Genomic DNA, 19,152 nt, shown 5'->3' with positions numbered 1-19,152 from the left:
AAAACCGGCGATATCGCCGGTTTTTCTCATTTGCTGAATATTACTTTTGTGCATCCAGATAACGCTCTGCATCAAGTGCCGCCATACAGCCGGTTCCAGCAGAGGTAATCGCTTGACGATAATACTGATCCATCACATCGCCCGCAGCAAATACGCCTGGGATGCTGGTTTGGGTGGCGTTGCCATTGATACCACTGTTGACTTTCAGATAGCCATGATTCATCTCTAGCTGTCCTTCGAAAATAGCTGTATTGGGGCTATGACCGATAGCAACAAATACCCCGGCAACGGCAAGATCTGTCACAGAGCCGTCTTTAACGTTTTTCAGCTTAACTCCAGTAACCCCCATCTCATCGCCAGTCACTTCATCCAGTGTGCTGTCAAGATGCAAAATGATGTTGCCGTTGGCCACTTTATCCATCAAGCGGTCGATCAAGATTTTTTCCGAACGGAAACTGTCACGCCGATGGATAACGTGAACTTCAGCGGCGATATTAGACAAATAAAGTGCTTCTTCAACGGCGGTGTTACCGCCACCGATCACCGCCACTTTTTGGTTTCGGTAAAAGAAACCATCACAGGTCGCACAGGCTGAAACCCCTTGCCTTTGAAAGAGTCTTCCGATGGCAATCCCAGATAGCGGGCGGAGGCGCCAGTGGCAATAATCAGTGCATCACAGGTGTATTCTGCGTTATCACCCACAAGACGGAAAGGGCGCTGCTGCAAATCAACACGATTGATGTGATCGAAAATAATCTCGGTATTGAATTTTTCCGCATGCTTCTGCATACGTTCCATCAGCAATGGCCCGGTTAAATCGTCAGCATCACCTGGCCAATTTTCAACTTCGGTTGTGGTGGTTAACTGACCACCTTGCTGCATCCCGGTGATCATCACAGGCTTCAGGTTGGCACGAGCAGCGTAAACCGCAGCGGTGTATCCGGCAGGGCCAGACCCCAGAATAAGCAGATGACAATGTTTAGCTTGGCTCATAAATTTCTCCATGCCTTCAAAAAATTGTCAGCGATTGTAGGTAATTTGACGAGGGTGGTAAAGCGCCATTCCCCGAATTATCAAGATTGCCTCAATCGATAAAAAAGGAGCCAGCAGGCTCCTTAGTGTTGTTTCGATACTGCTGGATTATTGTAACAGGCTAGCAGCTGCTGTGTACGCTAAACCGTGAGATTCCGCCACTTCTTTGCAGGTTAATTTGCCATGCATTACGTTCAAACCTGCCAACAGATGCTTGTCATCTAGCAGCGCTTCTTTATAACCCATACGCGCTAACTTTAAGATATAAGGTAAGGTCGCATTGTTCAGTGCAAATGTTGAGGTTCTGGCAACGGCACCAGGCATATTGGCAACGCAGTAATGTACGACATCATCCACAATGTAGGTAGGATCTTGGTGCGTAGTGGCATGAGATGTTTCAACGCAACCGCCTTGGTCAATCGCAACATCCACAATAGCACTGCCAGGCTTCATCTTCTTGATCATCTCTTTGGTTACCAGTTTTGGTGTTTGCGCACCGGGGATCAATACGCCACCAATAACCAAATCAGCTTCCAAAACATGACGTTCGATAGCATCCGCGGTGGAATATACCGCTTTCACCGCTGAACCGAATTGCATGTTAAGACGGCGTAAGGCATCAACGGAGCGATCTAACACCACCACATCCGCCCCCATACCCACCGCAATCTGCGCCGCATTGGTACCTACCATGCCGCCGCCGATAATCACCACTTTAGCGGGTTCAACACCCGGAACTCCGCCAAGTAACATGCCGCGACCACCGTGAGATTTTTCCAATGCCATAGCGCCGGCTTGAATCGACATACGACCAGCCACTTCTGACATAGGAGCCAACAGTGGCAAACCACCTTTGGCATCGGTAACGGTTTCATAAGCAATACAGACCGCGCCGCTTTTGAGCAAATCTTCGGTTTGTGCCAAATCGGGTGCTAAATGCAAATAAGTAAATAAAATCTGATCGTGCCGCAACATGGCACGTTCAACTGCCAGCGGCTCTTTAACTTTCACGATCATTTCGGCAATGGCAAACACTTCCGCCGCACTATCTAAGATAGCGGCACCGGCAGCAGTATAGTCATCGTCAGTAAATCCAATGCCGAGACCCGCGTCCTTTTCTATGTATACTTCATGGCCCAGCATCGTCAGTTCACGTACGGAGGACGGTACCATGCCAACCCGGTATTCATGGTTTTTTATCTCTTTTGGAACACCAATCTTCATTTTTGAGCCTCAACATAAATTTTCCCAGATACGGGAGTAGGATATTTGTTATAATTGCTTACCTGACCTAGAACAGTCAGGAATATCTAGTATAGTCTGGCTTATGCAGTTTATGCTGCTAAACTTTTAACATACGCAACATAAAAAACCGTTTTAGAAATAAAACAAGGTTGAAAACATGGCTGATAATAAAAAAATTCCATAAAAGATCTCGATCGCATCGATCGTAACATTCTTATAGAACTTCAGAACGATGGTCGTATTTCCAATGTCGAATTATCCAAACGGGTAGGACTCAGTCCAACACCGTGCTTAGAAAGGGTGAAACGACTTGAGAAACAAGGCTTTATTAGTGGCTATACCGCACTGGTTAATCCTCATTATGTAGATGCTTCACTGTTGATATTTGTTGAGATAACCCTGACGCGTGACACGCCAGAAGTGTTCGATAAATTCAACCGTGCTGTACAGTTATTAGACGATATTCAAGAGTGCCATTTGGTTTCTGGTGATTTTGACTATTTGTTGAAAACTCGGGTATCGGATATGTCCGCCTACCGTAAGTTGCTGGGCGAAACTTTACTGAAATTGCCATCTGTGTCAGATACTCGGACATATGTGGTCATGGAAGAAGTTAAGCAAACTAACCGTATCGCAATTTCTGCTTGATACTCCAGCGTAAAACCGCCAGGAATTTTTCTGGCGGTTTTACGCTGTCAATCCTTGAGTTGGCAGGCTTAACCGCAGCTGTACCAGTGAATTATCTGTGAGTGCATCTGGTTGATGGCACTGCACATTCAAACAGATTCTGGTATCTTAAGTGCCATTCATATTTGTTCAGATGGAAGTTTCACTTGTCTCAGGGAAAAAGCGTCAGAACCCTCAGCGGTTTGCAGCGTCTCCAAGAAGGCGGACTTATTCTTTGTTGCATGTTGGCAGTCTATGTATTGCTGGCGCTCAGCAGTTTTAATCCTAGCGATCCCGGCTGGAGCCAGACGAACTTTCAAGGGGCTGTCAGCAATCTGACCGGGAAAGTTGGCGCGTGGGTGGCGGATGTACTGTTTTATTTTTTGGTTATACCGCCTTTGTGTTACCCATTGTCATTGCCGCTACTGGCTGGTTATTGTTTAAACGAGCACATCAGTTACGCGATATAGACTATTTTTCAGTGGGCTTACGACTCGTGGGCTTTTTGCTGATGATGCTGAGCCTTGCTGCCATCGCGAGCATGAATGCCAATGATATCTATGAATTTTCTGCCGGTGGTGTTGCCGGTGATGTCATATGGCAGGGCATGTTGCCTTACTTTAATCAGCTCGGCACAACGTTATTACTACTGTGTTTTGTTGGGGCTGGCTTTACCTTAATGACCGGCATTAGCTGGATAACTATTGCTGAGATGTTAGGGCTATCCACCTTATGGTGTCTGAAAAAACTCTGGCATCTTCCTCAGTGGTTTCAACGCAGCGGTGACAGTGCCGATACACAGGGGTTTATGTCGGTTGTCGATAAATACCGTCAGCGGCGCGAGAGTGAACAAGCGACACCTGATAGCACAGAAAACGATGATGATGACGAGCCTTATACTCAACCACGTAAGTTATTAGCGCGATTCCGTAAAAAAGCCGTGGCTGAAGAAACTGTGGAAGAAGAGCAGGGGAGAGTAGAGCCTTTAATTCATTTTGCCGAGCATTCGCAAGATGATGACGTGGACGATATTTTTACTGCGCCAGCCGGTAACGACAATGCCTCGATAGCCAAAGCGAAACGGCAACAGCTGAAATCACAACAGGCCCGCGTAGAAAACGGCATTATCGTGCTGCCGGGTCAGGATGCCGAGACGCTTAGAAAAGCCATGGAACCTCTACCCAGCGTTGACCTGTTAAATGTGCCCGATCGTAAGAAAAACCCAATCTCAGAGGAAGAGTTGCAGCAGGTCGCGCGGTTGGTGGAATTGAAACTCGCAGACTTTAATATTGAAGCAAAAGTGGTTGGTGTCTATCCCGGCCCGGTGATCACCCGTTTTGAGCTGGAGCTTGCGCCTGGCATTAAAGCATCGAAAATTTCTAATTTGTCCAAAGATTTAGCTCGGTCACTACTGGCAGAAAGTGTGCGCGTGGTGGAAGTGATCCCCGGCAAGGCTTATGTTGGGCTGGAGCTGCCTAATAAGTTCCGCGAAACGGTATTTTTACGCGATGTGCTCGATTGTCAGGCATTCAAAGACAACAAATCGACGCTGACGATGGTGTTGGGCCAGGATATTGCCGGTGAACCTGTCGTGGTGGATTTAGCAAAAATGCCCCATCTGCTGGTTGCCGGGACGACTGGTTCTGGTAAATCCGTTGGGGTGAATGTGATGATTACCAGCCTGCTGTATAAATCTGGCCCAGATGATGTGCGTTTCATCATGATTGACCCCAAAATGTTGGAGCTTTCTGTTTATGAAGGCATTCCGCATCTATTGTGTGAAGTTGTTACCGACATGAAAGAAGCGGCCAACGCATTGCGTTGGTGTGTGGGTGAAATGGATCGGCGCTACAAGCTGATGTCTGCGGTCGGTGTCCGTAATTTGAAAGGTTATAACGCCAAAGTCGCGGAAGCAAAAGCGGCTGGCGAGCCGTTACTCGACCCTTTGTGGCGGGAAGGGCAGAGCATGCAGGAGGCGCCTGATGAACTGGTTAAGCTGCCTTCTATCGTTGTGGTTGTTGATGAGTTTGCCGACATGATGATGATTGTCGGCAAGAAAGTCGAAGAGTTGATCGCGCGTATTGCACAAAAAGCACGAGCTGCGGGTATCCATTTGATTTTGGCGACACAGAGACCATCGGTCGATGTGATCACCGGTCTGATTAAAGCGAATATTCCGACCCGCATTGCCTTTCAGGTATCCTCTCGTATTGACTCTAGAACCATTCTCGACCAACAAGGGGCAGAGACTTTGTTGGGGATGGGGGACATGCTATATCTGCCGCCGGGCACAGGTGTGCCTATCCGGGTTCATGGGGCATTTATTGGCGATGATGAAGTACACAATGTGGTTGCCGATTGGCATGCCCGTGGTAAACCACAGTATATTGAGGAAATTTTGCAAGGCTCCAGTGATGGCGAGCAGGTATTGCTACCCGGCGAAACTGCTGAGTCTGGCGATGAAGAGTTTGATGAACTGTATGACGAAGCGGTCGCTTTTGTGACTGAAACCCGCCGCGGCTCTATCTCCAGTGTGCAACGTAAATTCAAGATTGGTTACAACCGCGCCGCTCGGATCATCGAACAGATGGAAATGCAGGGCGTGGTTAGTGCACAGGGACACAACGGTAACCGTGAAGTTCTCGCGCCACCGCCACCAAGATAATTAACTGTAGAGGTATTGATGAAAAAATTGTTGTTGTCTGCGTTGCTGTTAACCTGCATGCAGGTGCAAGCTCAAACAGCTGAGCAGGCGCTCAAAAGCAAACTGGATGCTAATCCGGCGCTAAAAGCCAGCTTTAGCCAAACGGTTACCGACATTAACGGTAAACAAATCCAGTCAGGCAGTGGTACCTTGGCATTATCTCAGCCTAACCGTTTTTATTGGCACCTGACCCAACCCGATGAGTCATTGATTGTTGCCGATGGTAAAGATGTGTGGATTTATAATCCATTTGCCGAAGAAGTGAGTGTGCTTGGATTACGGGATGCCATTGCCGCGTCCCCCATCACCTTGCTCGTCCATCGCGATAAAAGCACCTGGGCTAAATTTTCCATCCGTGCGGTAGCTAAATGTTTTGATATTGTGCCTAAAGCTGCCGATACCGGCGTTCAGCAGGTTGAAGTATGCTTTGATGGCAATAAGCTTACCCAGCTCAGTCTTAATGATACCCAAGGTAATAACAGCGTGTTTGTGTTGTCGGAGCAGCAGCCATTAGCTCAAGAAGACAAAACATTGTTTTCATTTACCCCGCCAGAAGGGGTATCTGTGGATGATCAGCGTCCACATGATGGCCAGTAAACCATGTCAAGTATGAGTTTTGATTTTGCGCCAGATTTCCGTCCGCTTGCAGCCAGAATGCGGCCGACGACCTTGGTGGAATATATCGGACAAAAGCATTTGTTAGGTGAAGGACAACCCTTACGTAAAGCGTTAGAAGCGGGCAAAGCTCATTCAATGATGTTGTGGGGGCCGCCAGGCACTGGCAAAACCACGCTGGCAGAACTGATAGCACAATACACCAATGCCCATGTTGAGCGGATTTCGGCGGTAACGTCTGGTGTAAAAGAAATCCGCGCGGCCATTGAACATGCTCAAAATGTGGCGCAATCCCGCGGGCAGCGCACCTTGTTGTTTGTGGATGAAGTGCATCGTTTCAATAAAAGCCAGCAGGATGCATTTTTGCCGTTTATTGAAGATGGCACGGTGATTTTTATCGGGGCGACGACAGAGAATCCATCATTTGAGATCAACAACGCATTGTTGTCCAGAGTCAGGGTTTATCTGATCAATAAACTGTCTGATCCTGAAATTGCCGAGCTGGTGCAGCGAGCATTGACAGATGATGAGCGCGGTCTGGGAAAACGGCAGTTGCTCATGCCGGAATCGGTATTATCGCAGTTAGCCAATGTTGCCGATGGTGATGGACGTAAAGCACTAAATTTATTGGAACTGATGAGTGATATGTTGCCTGATGGCGGTGCATTCTCTGAGGAGCTGTTAGTGCAGGTCTCGGGTCAGCAGTTGGCCCGCTTCGATAAAAATGGCGATCAGTATTACGACCTGATCTCGGCAGTGCATAAATCTATCCGGGGCTCTGCACCCGATGCCGCGCTTTACTGGTATTGCCGCATGCTGGAAGGTGGTTGCGATCCGTTATATGTTGGACGGCGGCTCTTAGCGATCGCCTCTGAAGATGTGGGCAATGCCGATCCCACCGCGATGACAGTGGCTTTGAATGCCTGGGACTGTTTTCACCGTGTCGGGCCGGCAGAAGGTGAACGTGCCATTGCTCAGGCGATTGTTTACCTGGCGTTAGCGCCCAAGAGTAATGCGGTATACACAGCGTTTAAAGCCGCTAGGCAATTGGCAAGAGAAAGTGGCGGCGAAGCCGTGCCGATGCATCTGCGAAATGCGCCCACCAAATTACTGGAAGAACTGGGCGCCGGGAAAGAGTATCGCTATGCTCATGACGAGCCAAATGCTTATGCTGCTGGGGAAAACTATTTCCCTGAAGCCCTGAAAAACAGTCGTTTCTATCATCCAACTGAGCGTGGTTTTGAAAAACGGATGGCCGAGAAATTAAAACAATTGCAACAACTCGATTTATACAGCGAGCGCAAACGTTATGAATAATCTTTTATGGGTTGCATTTGGCGGTGCAACCGGCGCAGTTTTACGCAATCTTATTTCGTTATTTATGGCTCAGCTATTTGGTAGTGCATTTCCTTTTGGTACACTGGCAGTTAATGTACTTGGCTCTTTTCTGATGGGTGTCATCTTTGCTTTGGGGCAGTTGAGTCACGTCAGTCCAGAGATTAAAGCGCTGATCGGTGTTGGTTTTCTCGGAGCACTGACCACCTTTTCAACTTTCTCTAACGAAACCTTGCTGCTTATCCAGGGCGGAGAATGGCTCAAGGCATTTTTAAATGTGGTGTTGAACCTGGGGATCTGTCTGTTGATGGTATTTCTAGGGCAACAACTGATTTTTTCACGCGTTTAATAACTAAAGACAAGAAAGATGTTAGATCCTAAATATCTGCGTAATGAACTTGCCACCACCGCTGAGCGGCTGGCGACCCGTGGTTTTATTCTCGATGTTGACCGGCTAACCCGGCTGGAAGAAAAACGTAAGGCTCTGCAAGTAGAAACTGAAGAGCTGCAAGCCAGTCGCAATGCCATGTCGAAATCGATTGGTCAGGCGAAAGCGAAGGGTGAAGATGTCTCCGAAATCATGGCGCAGGTCAATGATCTCGGTAGCAAGCTCGACACCAAAAAGCAGGAGCTGTCGCAGTTATTAGATGAATTGAACGCGATTGCAATGAGCATGCCTAACCTGCCCGATGAATCAGTTCCTATTGGTACCGATGAATCGCAAAACGTTGAAGTACGCCGCTGGGGTACTCCTCGTAGCTTTGATTTTCCGATTAAGGATCACGTGGATCTGGGCGAACAGTGCAAAGGGCTGGATTTCAAGAGTGCCGTCAAACTGACCGGGGCCCGTTTTGTGGTGATGCAAGGGCAGGTCGCACGACTGCATCGCGCACTAGCCCAATTTATGTTGGATCTGCACACTCAGGAACATGGTTACACAGAAACCTATGTGCCACTGTTGGTCAATGACGCCAGTCTGTTAGGTACTGGGCAGTTGCCTAAGTTTGCTGAAGACCTGTTTCATACCAAACCTGCGACTGAAGAAGGGCAGAGCCTGCACCTGATCCCAACCGCTGAAGTACCACTGACTAACTTGGTACGTGACAGTATTGTTGAAGAAGATGAGTTACCGATCAAACTGACCGCAGAAACCGCGTGTTTCCGCAGCGAAGCGGGCTCCTATGGTAAGGATACGCGTGGGTTGATCCGTCAGCACCAGTTCGACAAAGTAGAATTGGTTAAGCTGGTAAAACCTGAAACCTCCATGGATGAATTGGAAAGCCTGACTAAAGATGCAGAAACTGTGTTGCAAAAGCTGGGCCTGCCATATCGGGTCATCGTACTATGTACTGGCGACATGGGGTTTAGTTCTGCAAAAACTTATGATATCGAAGTCTGGTTGCCGGCACAGAATACCTATCGCGAAATCTCTTCTTGCTCCAACATGAAGGATTTCCAGGCACGGCGTATGCAAGCACGGTATCGCAGTAAAGATGATAAAAAACCTAAGTTACTACATAGCCTTAATGGTTCTGGCCTTGCCGTTGGTCGTACGTTAGTTGCCGTTCTGGAAAATTACCAGAATGCCGATGGCAGTGTCACCGTACCAGAAGTGCTACGGTCATACATGGGTGGATTGGAAAAAATCGGTTAGAGTTCAGGGTCATATATGAATAATAGCGGGCGCTATCTGCGCTGGCTGACTTATGTGGCCGTGATAGCTGTTTTTTCAGTGCTGGCACTGGCAACGATAGGTAAAGCCGCCATTTTGTTTTATCAACACTTGGTATAAAAAAACCAGGTTAAGATAACGTCAGTCAGTTAAGTAAACCCAATAAAAGTGGGCTCCAGAAGGATTGTAATAAACCCTTTTGGAGCCCTATTTGTATCTAACGTATGTTTTCTGTTTGAGAGATTATTAAGCTCTCAATAAGACTATGCGTATTGCCCGGTTGATGGGATTTCTGGCGGGCATATCCATCCAAGTTAGCGCTGATGTGCTGGTGCCTTGTAACTAGATACACTTGGCGGGTTTGGGTAACCCGGCAATTTTGGTGGCCTGTTTGGCAGGACCTATGGGAAACAAGGTGTACAAATACTTTGAATTGCCTTTATCTGGCCCCAGCTTTTGTCCTATGGCTTTGACAAGAACGCGGATAGCGGGACTAGTCTTATACTCAAGATAAAAATCTCTAACAAAGTTAACGACTTCCCAATGCGCATCAGTAAGCACTATCTGTTCACCATCGGCAATGATAGGCGCTAACGCAGGTTCCCAGTCATTGACATCCAACAAGTATCCTTGTGTATCTGTTGCTATCTGTTTCCCATTAAATTCAATCATGGTTACCACGTTATTACTTTACTATGCGTTAATGTCTGCGCTACGAATTCTGGATAATCTATCTGTCGGAATGTTGCCAGTTGCGAGTTCAAGCCTCTTGCTTCTACATCGGTTTTCATCAGGCAGAGATGCAAGTTGCTCACCGCATCTCGCCAAGCGGGGTGTAGCATCGCTGCGACAGCATTACCTGCCAACAATAAGGTGTCATCAGGCTTGATGAATCTCAAGGCACAGGCGAGGGCGTTACTTTCTGTTGGGGAACTTGTGATGTGATGTAATATTTTCAAAATACCAGTACCTCATCTACCTGCTCGAGCAGTTGCCGAATATGATTATCATCAACAAGTGTGGCCGGATACACCAATGTTGCAGCATCGAGTTGCAAATGGTTGAGTGATGTTTCACTCACAACAACGGATGCGACTTCGTACAGATCCAGTGCTTTAAACGTGGCAATGTAATCTTTACAGCCAATTAGCTCTGGTTGTTGATTGCCCAGTAGATTGAGTACACCTTCATCGATAAATATCAGGTGCACCTGCTGTTCATAGGTGGCGGCCATCAGCGCAAGATCCAATGCTTCACGTCCGGCGGCATTACCGTGCGGGCCCTGACGGAATATGATTGCAATCGCTTTCATCAGAAACTCACCATTCTATCGGCTTGTTCTATGCCGGTGACCAATTCACCTAAGCCGCCCATGACAAATGGTTCAGCAAGATTATGACTCGAATGGCCATTTTCTTTGGCATCGGCAGCAGACATAATCCCACGGCGCCAGGCCGCTGAGACACAGTTAATCAATGGCACATGATATTGATCTGCTATTTTTTGCCACTCTCGCAACAGATCGGTCTCGTCTGACGCGGGGCAAACTAACGCGTTGGATTGCGTTACGCCATTTCTGAAAAAATACGCAATGAATTTGCTCGCCAGCAGCTAATGCCGCTTGGGTAAACTGCAATGCGTGCCAACCGCTGGCCGGGCCGTAAACCTGACCAGTAACTAAGATGATTAGTTTACTCATAAATAAAAATGACCCTGATTAACAGGGCCATTCTACCGAAAACTATTACTTTTGGCGCGAACTAATCATCATTACCTGCGCCAAGCAAGTGCAACAAGCTGACGAACAGGTTAAGAAAATCCAGATACAAGGAAATCGTAGCGCGGATATAATTGGTTTCACCACCGTTGACAATACGGCTAGTATCAAACAGGATAAAACCTGTCATCAGCAAGGCAACCCCAGCATTTAACGCCATAAATACCGCGCTATTGCCGAGGAAAATATTCACAATGCCAGCCACCAGTACCACAACGAGCCCGGCGATCAGAAAACCACGCATAAAGGAAAAATCTTTCTTGGTGGTTAATGCATAACCAGACAAGGCCACAAAAATCGCCGCGGTTAATCCTAATGCCTGCATGATGAGCATTGGGCCATTAGCCATTCCGGCATAATGGTTAAGGATGTAGCCCAACGATGCACCTTCCATCCCGGTGAAGGCAAATACCCATAGCAAGCCCGCGGCTGATTCGGCTTTACGCAGCGTAACAAACAGCAAAATCAAACCACCGATGGATAATCCAAGAGACATTAATGGTGAAATCTGCAACGCCATGGCAATGCCAGCACAAACCGCAGAAAACGCCAATGTCATGGCCAGTAACATATAGGTGTTACGTAGCATCTTATTGACGACAACACCGGATGCGCGTGAGGGATAAAGGATTTCCTGATTCATATACTTCTCCAAAATTCTGTAATCATGCCAGGATATGAACTTAGACGTTGCTGCTCACCAGCAAGTTCCGCCTGACATACCAACTTGCGCCATTTTATCACATAGTTTCATGAATCTACGCTGAATGTTCATCTATCCAGTAATGACGCAGTTGCTGTTCATCCCCTAAATACTGCAGCAGCCATTGCATTGCAGGAGACTGACAACGACTATTCCACACCAATGCACAATCGCTATCAGGTAGTGGATGTGCCACTTGTTTTTCAATCAAACTACCGGATTTGATAAACCCTTGAGCCAGATGGCGCGGAAGCCAACCGATGCCAAGACCCGCACGAACCAGATTAACGGCCTGCACCCAGTCAGGAACTTGAATTCTTCTTTGTTGTGGTAACACCGAAAATTCACGGGCAACAAATTGCCAGCTAGTGTCTGTCAAACATACAGCAGGATAGGGGAGTAATGCCTCATCGCTCAGCGGCACATCAATGGCGGCTAAGGGGTGATCAGCGGCAACGACAAAACACCAATGCAGTTTTCCCATCGATTTAGCGAAGAATGGCCCCCCACTGGAATGCTAGCAGTAGCGCCTAAAGCTACATCACAGCGCCCATTACTTAAGGCTTCCCAGACACCATTGTAATTTTCTTTACGAATGACCAATTCAACGTCGGCAAAATGGGCATAAAAATCCCGGATCAGATAAGCAACACGATCTGCCCGCACCACACTATCAAGCGCGATTGATAATGTGGGCTGCCAACCGTGGGCTATCTTTATCGTGTCTTGTTTTAGCGCCTCCATTGCTTTTAAAACACGCCGAGCTTCTTCAACAAAATGTGTACCCGCCAGAGTCAAAGTGACACTACGGTGGTGACGTTCAAACAGGATGACATTGATTTCATCTTCAATTTGTTTGACAGCATAACTAACCGCCGATGGAACCTTGTTCAGATGGTTTGCTGCCGCAGTAAAGCTGCCGAGTTGTGCAACCAGGTCGATCAGTTCTAAAGCTTGTTCCGAAAGCATGATAGACAGTTCCTTTGAGTCATTTTGATGCCACAAAGGTAAAATACTAATGGCAAGTGATACAAGCAATATGGTGATTTTTTGTTAGTAATGCGAAATTAATACGCAGCTTGCGCACTGATTGAACAAACGGCGCCTGCATGCCGCAAATTATGTTTACAGCCATTCAGGTTGACGTTACTATTTCGGCCATTCGGAGGGGTGGCAGAGTGGTTTAATGCACCGGTCTTGAAAACCGGCGTGGGTTCATCCCCACCCAGGGTTCAAATCCCTGCTCCTCCGCCAAATTCTAAAAGCCAGCTTCTAACCAAGCTGGCTTTTTCTTTTCTGTTTCTTGTCTATCGTGCAACTTTACTCGTGGCGCTGACCTTAGTTTTCATTACGCGACAAATCTTATCCGATGTTGCAAGGTGCTAGCCTTGCTTGCGCCATAATTCTTATAGAGGTGGTGAGCGAACCTAACTAAGCCACCCAGACAAAGGGGAGTAAATCTTCCCAGCATTTGGCAATACCAGTAAAACGTGGCATTCCTTGAATCTAGCGTTCTCGGTGAGTGAAACCGTTTCCATCGAAAGTCGTCAGACTTGGCCCTTCATACATAATTCTTATCATGATAAATTTAACATAATATACATTGTACGCACTGGCAAATATTGCAAAATGGCGATACGCAGAGTTTTAAGGCGATTCAGTTAATCGTTGGCTAAAAGCCCTGTTTTATAAAGGTTCTTGCTTTTGGCCTCTTATGCAACTTTTAGCCTTGAGGTCTTTTAGTTATGAAAAATAAATCTAACAAAAAGGACTTTGCGCCAATGAAAACCCCAACTCGTTACTGGTTTCTCAGTAACTTCTCTAATGGAATTGGTGGCATCAACTTCGAAGAAGCTGCCAATTTCTGCTGTGTATCGCCTAGAACCGTTCGCCATTGGTGGCAACACGGTTGCCCACCTTGGATTGATAGAATGGCTGAAATCTCTAAACGCATGATTCCAGAAACTAAGGAATGGCGCGGCTTTTCGTTCAGCCATGACGGTTCACGCCTATTAACGCCATATTCAAACCAGAGCTACAGCCCGTCAGACTTGTTGCGGCATTTCTACGAAAAGCAATTTTCCGCGCTTACTCGCGTTGAACGTGACAAATTAGCCGAGCAACTGGCGGCTGTGCGTTCTGATGAAGAAGCCGAAGCGATACGAACTGAGCTGGATTACATTGCTAAGACGTTGGAAAAGCTGAAAGACAGCCCGATTCTTGCACCTGCTGGCCGATTTAATCAGGTTGTGAAGAAGTAAGTTTAAGCCGCCATTATCGGCGGCTTTTCACTCATGCGGCTACCACAATCAATTAACGAATCGCTTCTTTTATTTTTATTTTTCCATTAAACAAATAAATCTCGTGTGTTTTATCTACTGAAAAGTCAATTGTCTTTAATGCTGACTCAAGCCCTTGCCTAATGCTGTCATTACTTAGTCGTGGCTGCCCCAAAGAAGGTGTAATTAACCTCCTATTTATGTCGAAAATAATGTGTTCGTCTCCAGCAGCCATTTCTTCTTTATTTAAAATCTGATGTATTTCAAACTTTCTAATAGTTTTACCTTCACTAGGCAAAATGACATCAAATTCTTTATCCAGAATTTCAGAGATTGTTTTTGAAATAAATTCAGCTTTTTCAATAAGTTCCATGTTCATAACTAATCCTTTTGTATTTTCCAACCATGATACGACACAATTCTACAAATTAATATCGAAACACCATACAGTTAATTTCGGCGTTTCACCCAAGCAGCTGCCACAATCAGGATCCCGGCAAATATGGCAATTAGTGCCTCAGAAGGCTCTATTTTCACGACTATCGGATCCGGAGTTTTCACCGCTACGCTGTAATCTGTCGGTAAGTTGTTAAACATGGCTATTCCTTGCTTTCCAGAATTGCAATGCGTTTGTCGTGGTCATGGAGTAATGCGGTCACTGCCTCGCGTGTTTTTGACTGCTCTTGCCATAGCTTATAGATGCCAACTAGCACAGCCACGGCCATTGCTGGCGTTGACCAGCTCCCGGCTAATATTTGGATCAATCCTTCCACACTTACCCCCTGCCCTTGGCTTCGGCTCTGACGCCCCAGAAAATACGAAATAGCCGCATCAGACCAAGGGTACTGACGCAAATTCCCACGATGACGAACTCATACCACCAAGGAATGCCGGTATAACCCATCGCTACCCAACCAGCGTGCATGTAGGGTTGCAGTGCCGGGATGAAATGCGCGATAAAGATGCCAAGAAACACCGCAATAATGAACTCGTCAGCGTAGCTGTCGCGCCTGTTGGCTAATACCTGATTGTCATAGCTGCTGTCGTTTTCTTCTGTGGCGGCTGTGCGCTCTGCGTCCAGTTCCACTTTTCTGGCCTGTGCGTTGAGTTTGGCAATTTTCAGCGCTGACTTTGCCTTGGCTTCATCGGCGGCGGTTTCTGCCGCAATTTTCTTGCGTTCGGTGTAGCCGCCGACTAAATCCGCCACCGGGTTAGTGAAGAAGTTAAATACTGAGGTTAACCAGCCCATGATCACCCCTTGATAGTTGCTGACGACACTATGCCGTCGATTAAGTACAGATACTGCGGTTTGACTTGGCCGCCAGTGGTGATTTCATCGAACAGCGCGGCATTGCCGGGATGGCTTTGTTCAATGGCCTTTCGCCATGTGCTGTTGATGTAACCGTCCCGTGATACGTACTTGCTGTTAAGGATGAATCCCGCTTGTGTGGCCTCGACTGGCGACCAGCCGTTAGCCGTGGCCGCGACATCTGACCAGAGTTGTCCGGCAGGTTCGGTAATGACGGCGGCAGCGTTGTCCATCCGGTTTAGCCCTTGCGCCAACTTCCAGACGATAAATGCCGCCGCTGCGGCAATTAGCGCATTACTCCATCCCGGCGCTAACAGCATTGGCGATAAGGCTCGTTTCATATGGATTAAACCCATTTTCAAAGCGGATCATGGCCGCAACGACTTTGATATAGTCGGCAGCTCCCAAGGTTTGCGTTGCAGTAACGCCAGCATTTTTAGCCACAAAGTCAATGTAACTCTCCGTAGGATTGTTATCGCTTGGCGGTGCCCAGCGGCGGATAATACCTTGCACCGTATTAACCCCGTATTTAGTGCGGTAGTTGCGCAGAATGCGCGCTGCTGCCCGGATGCCATAAAACGGTGTTGTGAATTCTTCGAACTGTGGATCCCAATCGCCGTCCGCTTCCCCAAGCCAGTCATAGTCGACCATTTTGTTTTCGCGGATGTTGAGCGGGTTATTGTTGGTAATGCCTCTTGGTTGCATCACGTTTTCCCCTGTATTGGGTACTGTGAATTGGCCGCTGTCTCAGCGGTCGATGTTGGGAACAGATACTGATCCCAGTTGATATTCAGTAAATCTTCTCCGGCAGTCACCAGACTATCTGGGGCGGTTGTGCCTGGCTGCGGTTGGCTGACAACAGTCACGGACTGGCGGCCACGCCACCAGAGCCATGCACTAATGCCGATAGCCACTGTTCCCGCGACCAGTGCCACGTTGCGCATCACGCCAACAGCTCCATGACTTCTACTTTTACAGGCGCAAGGTTATCAGCTGTTAGCTGGTAAATACTTGCGTATTTACCAGCAGCGCTTGATCCAGAACTTCTATAAACTGTTCCGTCATTCGTGAATTGAATATTACCGCTATAAAACCCATCAACCGAGCTACCAGATGCTGGGTCTGTACCAATCACGGTTTGTAAAACTGAACTTCCATTAATTTGCAGTGCCACCAAGCTTTGATTGTCACATACAAGCCAAATACCATTGTCGACGTAACAAGGAAGTGAAAACGGTTCACTTTGAGCTACTTGCGTTGCAGACTCATACCAATTTTGTCCAAAATCATTCGTTAAAAACCAATTACCAATTAGTGAATCCCTAAGACAGAAATGTCCAGATTCATCCAAATTAAGTTTTGGTGAACCTCCGCAGGTATATAAATCATCTACCGTTGTACCTGTCCATTTTTGCAGCTTAATATTTGCAGCATTAGCTGCACCAGAATTTAAACCGACTGTATAGTATTGGTCGTTATCAATATAAATTAACGATAAAAAATACACCCAACTTGTAAAATCAAACTCTTTTACATATCCGCTATTCATATTAAATACAACAGCGCGCTTATATGTTGATGAATTTAGCGTTAAATAGTCTTCCCATTCAAAAAATGCTTTATTTCCCCACTGACTTGAACCTACTGCAATTTCTGTATTTTCAACCCTAGAAAATAACTCAAATGTTAATCCGTTGTCTTTCGACTTATAAAGCCAAAGCGTATCAACGCCGTTACATATCAACAGATATACTTCATTTCTTTTACGTGAATAATGCAAAGCAACCAGCTTTGAATTACCGATAAATTGTTGGTGTGTCGTCCAACCATCACCAGTGTTAATCGTCAAGTATGTTGCTTTTTGTAGCTTTACTGCACCATTATCCAAAACTAATCTGTGCTCGTTTGATGCATCGCCGTAGTCATCCCAAAAATTAGCATCGTTCTGAACAAATGCACTTGTTGATAAGTCGATAACGGCTGGTTTTCCGTATGCATAGACACTTCCAGCAATAGGAATTTCGGTAATTTCATTCCCTGTTAAACGCCAACCATCTTGTGATACACCAAACCCGCCAACATATATTTCATCACTTGCACGCAATCTCAGCAATTTACGCAAATAGTTAGCATCTGTTAAAAGTGTGGTTGTTTTTATGTATTTTGTTGATGTTTTTATTGCCCTAGCTGCATCATTGCTGAATGCAAAGAGTTGCATTGACACATCACCTGCCCAGAACTCGATTGCCCCGTCCTGCTCGGCGGTAATAACGATCTCGTCATAAGGCATGGCCTTATCCAGATTCATCCCCACCCACATTTTGGAATTAAGCACGGAACGGCCAGCCAGATTGAGGGTAACGTTAACAATGCCGGACGCACTGATAAGCTGGAAATAGGATCCGGTTTTGTTGACGATACAGAGGCCGTTTCGGATGGTCTGAGAAATAATCATTATTTACTCCGCATGATATAAGCGACAGCCAAGGCGGTGAGCGATACGCCGCCCAGTGCTAGCAACATGGTGCGGTTGTTCTGTGCGGCCAAGTCGGCACCGTCTGAGCGTGAATACTGCTCGGCAAAGCCCATCATGGATTCAAAGCCGCTGGCCAACTGTTTAAAGGCGTCATTGTTGGCTTCGTTTACTGAATCCAGCGCGGTCTGACTGAGGTTTTCCGCCAGAACGGCGCTGTTATCCATGCTGTATTTCGCCAGCATGGTGTTGTTATCGTTGGCCGTTTGCAGGGAATCTGCCACGATGACGGCCAAGTCCTTATTGCCTTCGATAGCGTCCTGCGTGACTTGGCGATTAGCCGTAATGGCCGTGTCTGCGGTGTCGCTGACGGCATTAATGGACTGGTCAGTAACGTTTCGCGCAAAGTCGAACGACTCTTGCTGTTGCCGGGTAAGAATATCGCCCGTATCGGTCAGCACATTTGCGCCAAGGCGCATCATTTCCTGTTGTGCATTGGAGGTTTCGCCAAATAAATCAACGCCAGCGCGTAAGAAATCCTGATTCTGATTTACTCCGGCTTGCGCCAAGTCTGTGGCGGCGTACAAGGCATCCGATGCGGCCTTGTTTGCACCTGACGCCAAATCTGGCAACAGGTAGCGCACTAGGTCATTAACGATGCTGAATGCGCCGCCATCGGTGACTGTGTTACCGCTACCATTTAACACCAGCCCGTTATTCGCCCCCTGAATGCCAAAGGTTGTCGATGCGTTGCTGGTGCTTTGGTTGCTGTTACTGCGTGAACTGGAACCCATTACAATTCCGCCCTTAAAATTGTCTCGGCCTTGTGGTAGCCAAGCCCTTTACCTAATCGCAGCATTGCATCCGGTTTCAGCGTATGCAGCCGCACGGTTTTGAAGCCCTGCGCCCTCGCCTGTTGATGAATTAATGCCGTCCATTTGGCGGCGTTTTTCCCGGCTCCGCCCACAATCACCAGCTCGTTGCCAGTGGCGGCGGTTTCTCCCCGAAGCACGGTGTAAAACTCTCCGTCACCCCAAGAGATAAGCTGTGCCAGCCCTTGCTTCACCTCGCGTTGAATAATGCGCAGGTCTGAGCCAAGAGCTGGCGCCAGCAGTTGCCATGCCCGGTCTATTTGCGTTTGGTGATTAGCCATACCACGACCGCCGCAGTCACCAAGATAAACACCGGATTAATACCAGCGCTGGAACCCGCGGCGAAATTCACAGAGCCACCTTGAAAGGCGTTTCCTCCCTGACTCTGATCGCCTGTGCCGGAACCGGACGCGCTGGAATTACTCATGCTCGGAATAGGCATTGCTATGCCTCCGTGCTGGTCGCGCTAG

Annotated in this window: 23 protein-coding genes, 1 tRNA gene and 4 pseudogenes; 9 read left to right on the top strand and 19 right to left on the bottom strand. The window is 47.4% G+C overall.

The features are described from left to right. Window positions 1-40: 40 nt before the first annotated feature. Window positions 41-993 (bottom strand): annotated as a pseudogene (trxB, locus tag KHX94_RS18790) (thioredoxin-disulfide reductase). Window positions 994-1,140: 147 nt separating this feature from the next. Beyond that, the gene (gene ald / locus KHX94_RS18785) at window positions 1,141-2,256 is read right to left on the bottom strand and encodes an alanine dehydrogenase (protein ID WP_213681750.1); all 1,116 of its coding nucleotides are present in this window, start codon (window positions 2,254-2,256) and stop codon (window positions 1,141-1,143) included. Window positions 2,257-2,457: 201 nt separating this feature from the next. On the opposite strand from ald, the gene lrp reads away from it, so the two are divergent. From lrp to KHX94_RS21290, 7 genes and pseudogenes are all read left to right on the top strand, one after another. Next, window positions 2,458-2,925 (top strand): leucine-responsive transcriptional regulator Lrp, encoded by a 468-nt coding sequence (gene lrp / locus KHX94_RS18780; RefSeq protein ID WP_213683519.1) that lies wholly within the window; start codon window positions 2,458-2,460, stop codon window positions 2,923-2,925. Window positions 2,926-3,110: 185 nt separating this feature from the next. Further along, window positions 3,111-5,608, top strand: a pseudogene (locus KHX94_RS21295) (DNA translocase FtsK). Window positions 5,609-5,626: 18 nt separating this feature from the next. Then, entirely contained in the window at window positions 5,627-6,244 is a 618-nt protein-coding gene (gene lolA, locus KHX94_RS18770) for an outer membrane lipoprotein periplasmic chaperone LolA (RefSeq protein ID WP_213681749.1), read from the top strand. A 3-nt stretch (window positions 6,245-6,247) separates the two neighbouring features. Continuing rightward, window positions 6,248-7,579, top strand: a complete 1,332-nt coding sequence (locus KHX94_RS18765) for a replication-associated recombination protein A (protein ID WP_213681748.1) — start codon at window positions 6,248-6,250, stop codon at window positions 7,577-7,579. After that, window positions 7,572-7,946, top strand: a complete 375-nt coding sequence (gene crcB / locus KHX94_RS18760; RefSeq protein ID WP_213681747.1) for a fluoride efflux transporter CrcB — start codon at window positions 7,572-7,574, stop codon at window positions 7,944-7,946. Before KHX94_RS18765 ends, crcB begins: the two co-directional genes overlap by 8 nt. A gap of 18 nt (window positions 7,947-7,964) precedes the next feature. Next, the gene (gene serS / locus KHX94_RS18755; protein ID WP_213681746.1) at window positions 7,965-9,251 is read left to right on the top strand and encodes a serine--tRNA ligase; all 1,287 of its coding nucleotides are present in this window, start codon (window positions 7,965-7,967) and stop codon (window positions 9,249-9,251) included. 15 nt (window positions 9,252-9,266) lie between these two features. Continuing rightward, on the top strand, window positions 9,267-9,389 hold the full coding sequence (locus KHX94_RS21290) for a hypothetical protein (protein ID WP_280529591.1): 123 nt from the start codon (window positions 9,267-9,269) through the stop codon (window positions 9,387-9,389). Between the two features lie 222 nt (window positions 9,390-9,611). Here the strand turns inward: KHX94_RS21290 and KHX94_RS18750 are convergent, their stop codons facing one another. From KHX94_RS18750 to punR, 6 genes and pseudogenes are all read right to left on the bottom strand, one after another. Beyond that, complete coding sequence (locus KHX94_RS18750) at window positions 9,612-9,941, bottom strand: TusE/DsrC/DsvC family sulfur relay protein (protein WP_283104931.1); 330 nt, start codon at window positions 9,939-9,941, stop codon at window positions 9,612-9,614. Between the two features lie 2 nt (window positions 9,942-9,943). Next, the gene (gene tusB, locus KHX94_RS18745; RefSeq protein ID WP_213681744.1) at window positions 9,944-10,228 is read right to left on the bottom strand and encodes a sulfurtransferase complex subunit TusB; all 285 of its coding nucleotides are present in this window, start codon (window positions 10,226-10,228) and stop codon (window positions 9,944-9,946) included. Beyond that, window positions 10,225-10,581 carry a sulfurtransferase complex subunit TusC gene (gene tusC / locus KHX94_RS18740; RefSeq protein ID WP_213681743.1) on the bottom strand — a complete coding sequence of 119 codons (357 nt, stop codon included), beginning with the start codon at window positions 10,579-10,581 and terminating at the stop codon, window positions 10,225-10,227. The genes tusB and tusC overlap by 4 nt, the downstream gene beginning before the upstream one ends. Continuing rightward, window positions 10,581-10,968, bottom strand: a pseudogene (gene tusD / locus KHX94_RS18735) (sulfurtransferase complex subunit TusD). Before tusD ends, tusC begins: the two are co-directional and overlap by 1 nt. A 61-nt stretch (window positions 10,969-11,029) precedes the next feature. Next, window positions 11,030-11,689, bottom strand: a complete 660-nt coding sequence (locus tag KHX94_RS18730; protein WP_213681742.1) for a Bax inhibitor-1/YccA family protein — start codon at window positions 11,687-11,689, stop codon at window positions 11,030-11,032. A 115-nt stretch (window positions 11,690-11,804) separates the two neighbouring features. Beyond that, window positions 11,805-12,718: pseudogene (gene punR / locus KHX94_RS18725) on the bottom strand (DNA-binding transcriptional activator PunR). Between the two features lie 195 nt (window positions 12,719-12,913). Between punR and KHX94_RS18720 the strand changes: the two are divergent. Then, window positions 12,914-13,003 (top strand) — tRNA-Ser (locus KHX94_RS18720). Between the two features lie 491 nt (window positions 13,004-13,494). After that, window positions 13,495-14,010 (top strand): hypothetical protein, encoded by a 516-nt coding sequence (locus tag KHX94_RS18715; RefSeq protein ID WP_244859238.1) that lies wholly within the window; start codon window positions 13,495-13,497, stop codon window positions 14,008-14,010. Window positions 14,011-14,062: 52 nt separating this feature from the next. On the opposite strand, the gene KHX94_RS18710 is transcribed toward KHX94_RS18715, so the two are convergent. The 11 genes from KHX94_RS18710 to KHX94_RS22040 form a co-directional block, all read right to left on the bottom strand. Then, window positions 14,063-14,401 carry a hypothetical protein gene (locus KHX94_RS18710; protein WP_213681741.1) on the bottom strand — a complete coding sequence of 113 codons (339 nt, stop codon included), beginning with the start codon at window positions 14,399-14,401 and terminating at the stop codon, window positions 14,063-14,065. A 77-nt stretch (window positions 14,402-14,478) separates the two neighbouring features. Next, window positions 14,479-14,625: a hypothetical protein gene (locus tag KHX94_RS18705; protein WP_213681740.1), complete on the bottom strand. Its 147-nt coding sequence runs from the start codon at window positions 14,623-14,625 to the stop codon at window positions 14,479-14,481. 2 nt (window positions 14,626-14,627) lie between these two features. Then, on the bottom strand, window positions 14,628-14,801 hold the full coding sequence (locus tag KHX94_RS18700; protein ID WP_213681739.1) for a hypothetical protein: 174 nt from the start codon (window positions 14,799-14,801) through the stop codon (window positions 14,628-14,630). A 2-nt stretch (window positions 14,802-14,803) separates the two neighbouring features. Next, complete coding sequence (locus KHX94_RS18695; protein WP_213681738.1) at window positions 14,804-15,277, bottom strand: hypothetical protein; 474 nt, start codon at window positions 15,275-15,277, stop codon at window positions 14,804-14,806. A 2-nt stretch (window positions 15,278-15,279) separates the two neighbouring features. Then, window positions 15,280-15,678, bottom strand: a complete 399-nt coding sequence (locus tag KHX94_RS18690; protein WP_213681737.1) for a hypothetical protein — start codon at window positions 15,676-15,678, stop codon at window positions 15,280-15,282. Continuing rightward, complete coding sequence (locus KHX94_RS18685; RefSeq protein WP_213681736.1) at window positions 15,632-16,045, bottom strand: virion protein; 414 nt, start codon at window positions 16,043-16,045, stop codon at window positions 15,632-15,634. Before KHX94_RS18685 ends, KHX94_RS18690 begins: the two co-directional genes overlap by 47 nt. Continuing rightward, on the bottom strand, window positions 16,042-16,284 hold the full coding sequence (locus KHX94_RS18680; protein ID WP_213681735.1) for a hypothetical protein: 243 nt from the start codon (window positions 16,282-16,284) through the stop codon (window positions 16,042-16,044). Before KHX94_RS18680 ends, KHX94_RS18685 begins: the two co-directional genes overlap by 4 nt. Further along, window positions 16,281-17,792: a hypothetical protein gene (locus KHX94_RS18675; protein WP_213681734.1), complete on the bottom strand. Its 1,512-nt coding sequence runs from the start codon at window positions 17,790-17,792 to the stop codon at window positions 16,281-16,283. The genes KHX94_RS18680 and KHX94_RS18675 overlap by 4 nt, the downstream gene beginning before the upstream one ends. Beyond that, on the bottom strand, window positions 17,792-18,604 hold the full coding sequence (locus KHX94_RS18670) for a hypothetical protein (RefSeq protein ID WP_213681733.1): 813 nt from the start codon (window positions 18,602-18,604) through the stop codon (window positions 17,792-17,794). The genes KHX94_RS18675 and KHX94_RS18670 overlap by 1 nt, the downstream gene beginning before the upstream one ends. Beyond that, window positions 18,604-18,963, bottom strand: coding sequence for a hypothetical protein (locus tag KHX94_RS18665; RefSeq protein ID WP_213681732.1), 360 nt, complete (start codon window positions 18,961-18,963; stop codon window positions 18,604-18,606). Before KHX94_RS18665 ends, KHX94_RS18670 begins: the two co-directional genes overlap by 1 nt. Then, complete coding sequence (locus KHX94_RS22040; RefSeq protein WP_213681731.1) at window positions 18,939-19,124, bottom strand: hypothetical protein; 186 nt, start codon at window positions 19,122-19,124, stop codon at window positions 18,939-18,941. Before KHX94_RS22040 ends, KHX94_RS18665 begins: the two co-directional genes overlap by 25 nt. Window positions 19,125-19,152: the final 28 nt, after the last annotated feature.

It is taken from the genome of Shewanella dokdonensis, from assembly GCF_018394335.1.
Classification (GTDB): domain Bacteria; phylum Pseudomonadota; class Gammaproteobacteria; order Enterobacterales; family Shewanellaceae; genus Shewanella; species Shewanella dokdonensis.
The sequence above is the reverse complement of the archived record's forward strand: the minus strand, read 5'-3'. Positions and strand labels throughout refer to the sequence as shown.